The organism is Peribacillus sp. FSL R5-0717 (assembly GCF_038002945.1).
GTDB lineage: Bacteria > Bacillota > Bacilli > Bacillales > DSM-1321 > Peribacillus > Peribacillus frigoritolerans.
In genome coordinates this window covers 2866830-2875000 of the sequence record NZ_JBBOOF010000001.1, presented here as the reverse complement: position 1 = coordinate 2875000, position 8171 = coordinate 2866830, and the positions used below count along the sequence as shown (strand labels likewise).

7 protein-coding genes, 11 tRNA genes and 1 rRNA gene (1 of these 19 only partly in view) are annotated in these 8171 nt (G+C 44.0%); 1 reads left to right on the top strand and 18 read right to left on the bottom strand.

Going from position 1 to position 8171, the window contains the following annotated elements; translation table 11 throughout:
* The 13 genes from NYE65_RS14140 to NYE65_RS14080 all read right to left on the bottom strand — a co-directional run.
* A 16S ribosomal RNA gene (locus NYE65_RS14140) occupies positions 1-1545 on the bottom strand (it extends 6 nt beyond the left edge of the window).
* Positions 1546-1640: 95 nt separating this feature from the next.
* A tRNA-Gly gene (locus NYE65_RS14135) sits at positions 1641-1714 on the bottom strand.
* A gap of 33 nt (positions 1715-1747) precedes the next feature.
* Positions 1748-1824, bottom strand: a tRNA-Pro gene (locus NYE65_RS14130).
* Between the two features lie 7 nt (positions 1825-1831).
* A tRNA-Arg gene (locus NYE65_RS14125) sits at positions 1832-1908 on the bottom strand.
* An 18-nt stretch (positions 1909-1926) separates the two neighbouring features.
* Positions 1927-2012 (bottom strand) — tRNA-Leu (locus NYE65_RS14120).
* A gap of 59 nt (positions 2013-2071) precedes the next feature.
* Positions 2072-2153, bottom strand: a tRNA-Leu gene (locus NYE65_RS14115).
* Between the two features lie 9 nt (positions 2154-2162).
* Positions 2163-2238: transfer RNA gene (locus NYE65_RS14110), tRNA-Lys, on the bottom strand.
* 10 nt (positions 2239-2248) lie between these two features.
* A tRNA-Gln gene (locus tag NYE65_RS14105) sits at positions 2249-2323 on the bottom strand.
* An 81-nt stretch (positions 2324-2404) separates the two neighbouring features.
* A tRNA-Asp gene (locus NYE65_RS14100) sits at positions 2405-2480 on the bottom strand.
* A 25-nt stretch (positions 2481-2505) separates the two neighbouring features.
* Positions 2506-2577: transfer RNA gene (locus NYE65_RS14095), tRNA-Glu, on the bottom strand.
* Positions 2578-2597: 20 nt separating this feature from the next.
* A tRNA-Ser gene (locus NYE65_RS14090) sits at positions 2598-2688 on the bottom strand.
* Positions 2689-2695: 7 nt separating this feature from the next.
* Positions 2696-2770 (bottom strand) — tRNA-Asn (locus tag NYE65_RS14085).
* 132 nt (positions 2771-2902) lie between these two features.
* Positions 2903-3382, bottom strand: a complete 480-nt coding sequence (locus tag NYE65_RS14080; protein WP_328175692.1) for a SprT family protein — start codon at positions 3380-3382, stop codon at positions 2903-2905.
* Between the two features lie 83 nt (positions 3383-3465).
* Here NYE65_RS14080 and cmpA point away from each other — a divergent pair, with 83 nt between their 5' ends.
* Positions 3466-3585 (top strand): cortex morphogenetic protein CmpA, encoded by a 120-nt coding sequence (cmpA, locus tag NYE65_RS14075; protein ID WP_089364909.1) that lies wholly within the window; start codon positions 3466-3468, stop codon positions 3583-3585.
* Between the two features lie 74 nt (positions 3586-3659).
* Here cmpA and NYE65_RS14070 read toward each other — a convergent pair whose 3' ends face one another.
* The 5 genes from NYE65_RS14070 to NYE65_RS14050 form a co-directional block, all read right to left on the bottom strand.
* Positions 3660-5843, bottom strand: a complete 2184-nt coding sequence (locus tag NYE65_RS14070; RefSeq protein WP_340861089.1) for a Tex family protein — start codon at positions 5841-5843, stop codon at positions 3660-3662.
* 92 nt (positions 5844-5935) lie between these two features.
* Positions 5936-6547, bottom strand: coding sequence for a PP2C family serine/threonine-protein phosphatase (locus NYE65_RS14065; protein ID WP_222620049.1), 612 nt, complete (start codon positions 6545-6547; stop codon positions 5936-5938).
* The gene (gene sigB / locus NYE65_RS14060) at positions 6544-7332 is read right to left on the bottom strand and encodes an RNA polymerase sigma factor SigB (RefSeq protein ID WP_034306363.1); all 789 of its coding nucleotides are present in this window, start codon (positions 7330-7332) and stop codon (positions 6544-6546) included. Before sigB ends, NYE65_RS14065 begins: the two co-directional genes overlap by 4 nt.
* The gene (gene rsbW / locus NYE65_RS14055; protein WP_034306366.1) at positions 7310-7783 is read right to left on the bottom strand and encodes an anti-sigma B factor RsbW; all 474 of its coding nucleotides are present in this window, start codon (positions 7781-7783) and stop codon (positions 7310-7312) included. The genes sigB and rsbW overlap by 23 nt, the downstream gene beginning before the upstream one ends.
* The gene (locus NYE65_RS14050; protein ID WP_034306369.1) at positions 7780-8112 is read right to left on the bottom strand and encodes an anti-sigma factor antagonist; all 333 of its coding nucleotides are present in this window, start codon (positions 8110-8112) and stop codon (positions 7780-7782) included. The genes rsbW and NYE65_RS14050 overlap by 4 nt, the downstream gene beginning before the upstream one ends.
* Positions 8113-8171 lie beyond the last annotated feature (59 nt).

Here is an 8171-nt window from a genome sequence, read left to right as displayed (position 1 = left end):
GGTGATCCAGCCGCACCTTCCGATACGGCTACCTTGTTACGACTTCACCCCAATCATCTGTCCCACCTTAGGCGGCTGGCTCCATGAAGGTTACCTCACCGACTTCGGGTGTTACAAACTCTCGTGGTGTGACGGGCGGTGTGTACAAGGCCCGGGAACGTATTCACCGCGGCATGCTGATCCGCGATTACTAGCGATTCCGGCTTCATGCAGGCGAGTTGCAGCCTGCAATCCGAACTGAGAATGGCTTTATGGGATTCGCTTACCTTCGCAGGTTTGCAGCCCTTTGTACCATCCATTGTAGCACGTGTGTAGCCCAGGTCATAAGGGGCATGATGATTTGACGTCATCCCCACCTTCCTCCGGTTTGTCACCGGCAGTCACCTTAGAGTGCCCAACTGAATGCTGGCAACTAAGATCAAGGGTTGCGCTCGTTGCGGGACTTAACCCAACATCTCACGACACGAGCTGACGACAACCATGCACCACCTGTCACTCTGTCCCCCGAAGGGGAAAGCCCTATCTCTAGGGTTGTCAGAGGATGTCAAGACCTGGTAAGGTTCTTCGCGTTGCTTCGAATTAAACCACATGCTCCACCGCTTGTGCGGGCCCCCGTCAATTCCTTTGAGTTTCAGCCTTGCGGCCGTACTCCCCAGGCGGAGTGCTTAATGCGTTAGCTGCAGCACTAAAGGGCGGAAACCCTCTAACACTTAGCACTCATCGTTTACGGCGTGGACTACCAGGGTATCTAATCCTGTTTGCTCCCCACGCTTTCGCGCCTCAGTGTCAGTTACAGACCAGAAAGTCGCCTTCGCCACTGGTGTTCCTCCAAATCTCTACGCATTTCACCGCTACACTTGGAATTCCACTTTCCTCTTCTGCACTCAAGTTCCCCAGTTTCCAATGACCCTCCACGGTTGAGCCGTGGGCTTTCACATCAGACTTAAGGAACCACCTGCGCGCGCTTTACGCCCAATAATTCCGGACAACGCTTGCCACCTACGTATTACCGCGGCTGCTGGCACGTAGTTAGCCGTGGCTTTCTGGTTAGGTACCGTCAAGGTACCAGCAGTTACTCTGGTACTTGTTCTTCCCTAACAACAGAACTTTACGACCCGAAGGCCTTCTTCGTTCACGCGGCGTTGCTCCGTCAGACTTTCGTCCATTGCGGAAGATTCCCTACTGCTGCCTCCCGTAGGAGTCTGGGCCGTGTCTCAGTCCCAGTGTGGCCGATCACCCTCTCAGGTCGGCTACGCATCGTCGCCTTGGTGAGCCATTACCTCACCAACTAGCTAATGCGCCGCGGGCCCATCTATAAGTGACAGCGTAAACCGTCTTTCCATCTTCTCTCATGCGAGAAAAGAACGTATCCGGTATTAGCTCCGGTTTCCCGAAGTTATCCCAGTCTTATAGGCAGGTTGCCCACGTGTTACTCACCCGTCCGCCGCTAATCTCAGGGAGCAAGCTCCCGTCGATTCGCTCGACTTGCATGTATTAGGCACGCCGCCAGCGTTCGTCCTGAGCCAGGATCAAACTCTCCGAAGAAATGTTTGACTTGCTCATTTGCTTTTTTGATAGTGTGTGCTCACTTAAAATTTAACGTTGGCGCTTTGTTTTGTTCAGTTTTCAAAGAGCAATAATGGAGCGGGTGAAGAGAATCGAACTCTCATCATCAGCTTGGAAGGCTGAGGTTTTACCACTAAACTACACCCGCATTTAATTTTAAAGTATTTTCAGAAAGAAAGAATGGTCGGGAAGACAGGATTCGAACCTGCGACCCCTTGGTCCCAAACCAAGTGCTCTACCAAGCTGAGCTACTTCCCGTAAAATATGGTGCGCCCGGCGGGAGTCGAACCTACAACCTTCTGATTCGTAGTCAGATGCTCTATCCAATTGAGCTACGGGCGCTAATTTCTATGATGTTATTGGTGCGGCCGAGAGGAGTCGAACCTCCACGGGGTTTCCCCCACTAGGCCCTCAACCTAGCGCGTCTGCCATTCCGCCACGACCGCGAAAGCGACTTTGTAAGTTTAACACCTTTTCAACTTGATGTCAAGAAGAAAAATATCAGTGCGGGTGAAGGGACTTGAACCCCCACGCCTTGCGGCGCCAGATCCTAAGTCTGGTGCGTCTGCCAATTCCGCCACACCCGCGAAAATAAATGGTGAGCCATGAAGGATTCGAACCTTCGACCCTCTGATTAAAAGTCAGATGCTCTACCAACTGAGCTAATGGCTCTAAATAAAAATGGCTGGGCTAGAAGGGATCGAACCTTCGCATGACGGAATCAAAATCCGTTGCCTTACCGCTTGGCTATAGCCCAATATTTAAACACTAATTAACAACCAGGATAATATTATATCACGATAATATTTATTTGGCAAGTGTTTTTTTAAGAAAAAAATGGCGGTCCCGACGGGAATCGAACCCGCGATCTCCTGCGTGACAGGCAGGCATGTTAACCGCTACACCACGGGACCAGTATTTTTATTTTGTATAAGAAAGTGACCCATACGGGATTCGAACCCGTGTTACCGCCGTGAAAGGGCGGTGTCTTAACCGCTTGACCAATGGGCCTTGATATAAAAATATGTAACTGGCGGAGAAGGAGGGATTTGAACCCTCGCGCCGCTTACGCGACCTACACCCTTAGCAGGGGCGCCTCTTCAGCCTCTTGAGTACTTCCCCAAAAAAATGGCTCCGCAGGTAGGACTCGAACCTACGACCGTTCGGTTAACAGCCGAATGCTCTACCACTGAGCTACTGCGGAATAATGAAAATTGGGTTCCTTTTTCACGCTCAAGGACCTTAGTGTTTGTCGTTAAGGACAAGTTGTTATCTTGTCGACTCTTATGATTATAAAGAGGTTGCAACCTAAAGTCAAGAGTTCTTTTGTGTTTTTTTATTTTTTTGTTTTTTGCTCCTTAAACCCTTGGTAAATCAATGTTCCACGACATTTACCACAAACGAAACGGGTAGTGTCGATTCGTTTTTTTCTTATATATACCTGCTGACAGTCTTCACATTTATATTGAATTATATTCATCTTTTTCTTTAATTGGTTAGATGGCAGCGGCTCGCAAAATCTCGGTGCCCCCACTTTTTTGAGTAAATGCTTAAAGTCCGCATCACGATGCTGGTACCCCTTCTTCTCGATGTGTAGATGGTAATGGCACAATTCATGCTTAATGATTCCAATCATTTCTTCCACACCGCGTTCATCAAGATACTTCTTATTTATTTCTATATTGTGTGAACGGAGCAAGTATCGTCCTCCTGTTGTCCGGAGACGCGGATTAAAACTCGCTTGGTGTCTAAAGACCTTTTTAAAGTCTTTCAACGAAATTTCTTCTACTAGTTTTTGCAATTGACGATTATCCATTTCCCCCTCCCTTTCCTTGGTAACATGACAACCCATTATAACATAGACTAATAATACAATAGGAAACTAAGGGAGGAAAAGCTATGCCTAATTGGTTCCAGAATCAAATCCGCAAAGCCTTTTATGAAAAGGATTATTATCAAGTGAAGATGTTGAATCAATGCTGGTTTTTTTATCAAAAGAAAGAAAGTCTCAGATTATAGATTCGACATTGTTCCAAATATAAATACATCATTTCAAAAAAACCCCTTCTAATATAGAAGGAGCTTACCTTAGGCTAGTTTTGATCCTTTGGCTCGAGCATCGTTAAAGATACCCTTTGCTTTTGGGAGTCAACTAGTTCGACCCAGACTGTGACAACATCCCCAACGGCAACTACATCCAATGGGTGCTTTACAAACCGGTTGCTCAGTTTAGAAATATGCACCAGTCCATCCTGTTTAACACCGATGTCCACAAAGGCACCAAAATCCACAACATTCCTCACTGTACCTTGTAACTCCATCCCAGTTTGCAGATCCTCCATTTTTAGTACATCCTGCTTAAGCAGCGGTTTTGATAACTCATCCCGAGGATCTCTTCCCGGTTTCATCAAATCATCAATGATATCTTTGATCGTAATTTCCCCAATTTCCAATTCATTGACCAAATCAGCAGGATTTAGCTTACCTAACTCTTCATTCAGTGCATCACTGCCTAAATCCTCAGATGTGAAACCCATTTTCTTCAATAATTTATTCACGGCACTGTAGTTCTCAGGATGTATCGCGGTTTGATCTAAAGGTTCATCTCCATTAATGATACGTAAGAATCCTATACATTGTTCATATGTTTTGGCACCAAGCCGGGGAATCTTCTTTAATTCCTTCCTGCTTTGAAATTTCCCTTCCACTTCCCTTTTCTTCACGATATTTTGAGCAACCGATTTTGATAAACCAGCTACATATTGTAAGAGAGACGATGAAGCGGTATTGACATTAACACCCACCTGGTTAACAGCTGTTTCCACTACAAAGGTGAGGGATTCCGTTAACTTTTTCTGAGACACATCATGTTGATACTGGCCTACCCCCACAGATTGCGGATCAATTTTAACAAGTTCAGCAAGGGGATCTTGAAGCCTTCTGCCTATCGAAACTGCGCTTCTCTGTTCAACTTGAAGATCCGGAAACTCTTCACGTGCTATATCTGAAGCTGAATACACACTGGCTCCCGCTTCATTAACAATGATATATGAAATGTTCCCTTTCACTTCTTTTAAAATATCTGCAATGAATTGCTCTGATTCACGTGATGCCGTTCCATTGCCGATTGCCACGATCTCAACCGAGAACCGCTGAAGTATATCGATCGTTTTTTCACGGGCAGCATGAAGTTTCGCAGCAGGAGGATGCGGATAGATTACACTGATATCAAGTACCTTTCCGGTTTCATCAATGACAGCGAGCTTACAGCCAGTCCTATATGCCGGATCTAAAGCGAGGACCACTTTTCCTTTAAGCGGAGGCTGCAAGAGCAGGTTCCGGAGGTTTTCAGAGAAAATGTGGATAGCTTGATCCTCCGCTTTTTCCGTCAGCTCTTTTCTGATCTCCCGCTCTACAGAAGGCATGATTAAACGCTTAAGTCCATCCTCTATCGCAGATTTAAGTACAACTTGGGCTTCAGATTTGTTATTTTTAATGATTTTACGTTCCAGATGACCAACGATGACTTCAGTCCGGGGCTGAATGGAGATTCGCAAAACCTCTTCCTTTTCACCTCTATTCAGCGCCAACACCCGATGAGGTACGATTCTTTGAACCGGCTCCTCATACTCATAGTACATTTCGAAGATTTTTTTCTCGTCCTTCTCTTCATTTTTCACAGTTGAAATCACTTTTCCAGCTTTGAAAATTTCGGCCCTTATCCACTTCCTTAATTCTGCATCATCGGAAATATGTTCAGCTATGATGTCCTGCGCACCTGCAATAGCCTCTTCAATAGAAGGAACTTCTTTTTCTCCCGATATGAATTCGGCTGCTTTTTCGCTGACTCGAGGATGCATTTGACATTCCAAAAGCCAATTGGCCAGTGGTTCAAGCCCCTTTTCTTTAGCAACTGTCGCTTTCGTTCTCCTTTTTTGTTTGAATGGCCTGTATAAATCCTCGACTTCCTGCAGTTTTGTTGCCTTTTCGATTTGTTTTGTTAATTCTTCCGTCAATTTCCCCTGTTCACCAATTGAACGAGTAACTTCCGCTTTCCTCTGGCCAAGGTTTTCTAGATAATTCCATCTTTCCATAATGGAACGAATCTGCACTTCATCAAGTGAACCCGTCATTTCTTTTCTATACCGTGCAATAAAAGGGACAGTATTGCCCTCTTGCAGCATCTGTATGACGTTTTGAACTTGATGATTTTTCAAAGTCAGCTCATTGGATATTTGTTTTATCAATTCTTTTAATGTATCTTCTACAACGATCATTTTGTTTACCTCCAACCTTTTGCTCTAATATATATAGTCTAGCAAATGAGCGATGAAGTTGCGAATTCCATACAAAAAAGCTCACTTCCGAATTATGGCGAAAGTAAGCTTCCTAAAATGAAAGTTGTATCATCTGCAGTTAATGGACTGCTTTTTAATATGCATTGGGCGTTCTTATCGATAGGGACCAGCCTTTTTAAAAAAGACTTAGCTCCCTTAAGTTCCAAACCATCGGAATGAAGAATGAATTTAGCATTTGGTTCATATTTGTATCTTTGCGTCCTGTATTTTTGTTTCCTGCCGGATAAATACCCTGTAACAGGTAAAGGGTAAACGAGTTTATCGTCGTTTGGATTATACAGGAAAAAGCGAATATTGCCCACTGAACTGTATACAAATTCATTCTTATCATAAAAGATTTTCAAAATGGAAACGGCTGCCCCCCGTTTATCGACTAAAACTTGATTGCACACTGCCATTAGTGCTTCCACATCCAACTCATGATTACGTTTAACTTCCTCGATGACGGCATGGGAGGAATCGTATGCATTTTTCCCGCTGCCTAGCCCATCTGCCAGGACACATACAAAGTATTCTTCCGTATGAAGAAAAAAGTAATCATCACCACAGTAAACCATCCCGTTTTTAGACGATTGTGAGACAAGGACTTCTATTTTTTCTCCCCTTAGAATATCTTTGATCACTGAATTAACTCCGAGTTTTCAGCATTAATGGCTTCTTGAAGTTTCTTGATCGCGCGGCGTTGGAGCCTTGACACATGCATTTGGGAAATCCCAAGCTTATCGCCAGCTTCTTTCTGGCTTAAATTCTCTAAATAAGTATGTTGAATGATCATCTTTTCACGGTCACTCAGCACATGAAGCACCTTTTCAAGCACAAGACGCTGATTGACCTTTTCAAAACCTTCATCGACATTTCCGAATATATCAAGCAATGTGACAGTGCCGCCATCAGAATCCGCCTCAATAGAATGATCCACGGATAAAGCTTGATAGCTTTTTCCCATTTCCATCGCCTCTAAAACTTCTTCCTCGGTCACGCCAATACTATCGGCTATTTCATCTATTCTTGGTGAACGGTGCAGAGTTGTCGTTAACTCCTCGACAGTCACCCTGATTTTCGGACCTAGTTCCTTAATTCTCCTTGGCACATGGACACTCCATGTTTTGTCACGAAGGAACCTTTTGATTTCCCCGATAATAGTGGGGACGGCAAATGCCTCAAAGCTCTTACCGAAAGATTCATCATATCGTCGAATGGCACCTAATAGACCAATCATGCCGACTTGGGAGATATCCTCCTGAAATGATTTCCCTTTCGCATACTTACGGGAGATTGTTTCAACCAAACTTTTATAATGGATGACGAGATTACTCTGCGCTTCTTCATCTTGATTCTGCTGGTAAGCTCTGATCCATTCATTTACCTGTTCTCTTTGTGCCTGATTAGGTTGAGACTGTTTTTGCATCCATCTCCACCTGCTCTCCTTCTAAAAACTTAGTCATAAATACAGTAACCCCATCATGCTGATGAATTTTTACATCATCCATCAGAGTTTCAATAAGGTAAAGACCCAAGCCTCCTTCTCTCAAAAGTTCGACTTTTTGTCCATTTTCGTATGGACCTAGCCCTTGACGAACCTCCTCGAAATTACAGCTCTTACCACTATCGGAAACCATGACCTCCAAACGGTCAGGATAAAGGCCGAAACTTACTTTCACTTCACCTTTTTCAGAATCCTTGTATGCATGCTGTACCGCATTTGTACAAGCCTCACTGGTAGCGATTTTCAAATCCTCTATTTCATCATACGCAAATCCCATCCGGCTTCCAATTCCAGAAAGCGTTAAACGAATGACACCGATGAATTCTGGTTTTGCAGGTATTTTCATTTCGATGTAATCATATACTTGACTCATTCTAACCCACCCTCTGTACCACTTTTTATATCAATGATATCTGCAAGACCTGTTATATCAAATAAACGTCGTAACCTTTCCGATAATCCAACTAACGTGAACTCGCCATTATGTGCCCTAACACTTTTAAAAGCACCGACAAATACCCCAAGTCCCGTACTATCCATATACGAAACTTCAGTTAAATCAATAGTAATCGAAACATTTTCCTGCTCTGAAATTGGAAATAGTGATTCTCTTAGTTTCGGCGCAGTATAAGCATCGATTTCACCTTTTAGTTTTACATTAAATTCAGTATTCAATTCATTAACATCTACTGTTATATTCATCCTTGACCCACCTCTTCAAATCCTCTTCATTCCTATATCTATACCCAGCAGTAACAATG

Coding starts and splice junctions, on each gene's coding strand:
- NYE65_RS14050 (WP_034306369.1), bottom strand. CDS start 8,112: ATGAATATAACAGTAGATGTTAATGAATTGAATACTGAATTTAATGTA.
- NYE65_RS14080 (WP_328175692.1), bottom strand. CDS start 3,382: ATGGATAATCGTCAATTGCAAAAACTAGTAGAAGAAATTTCGTTGAAA.
- NYE65_RS14070 (WP_340861089.1), bottom strand. CDS start 5,843: ATGATCGTTGTAGAAGATACATTAAAAGAATTGATAAAACAAATATCC.
- sigB (WP_034306363.1), bottom strand. CDS start 7,332: ATGCAAAAACAGTCTCAACCTAATCAGGCACAAAGAGAACAGGTAAAT.
- rsbW (WP_034306366.1), bottom strand. CDS start 7,783: ATGAGTCAAGTATATGATTACATCGAAATGAAAATACCTGCAAAACCA.
- cmpA (WP_089364909.1), top strand. CDS start 3,466: ATGCCTAATTGGTTCCAGAATCAAATCCGCAAAGCCTTTTATGAAAAG.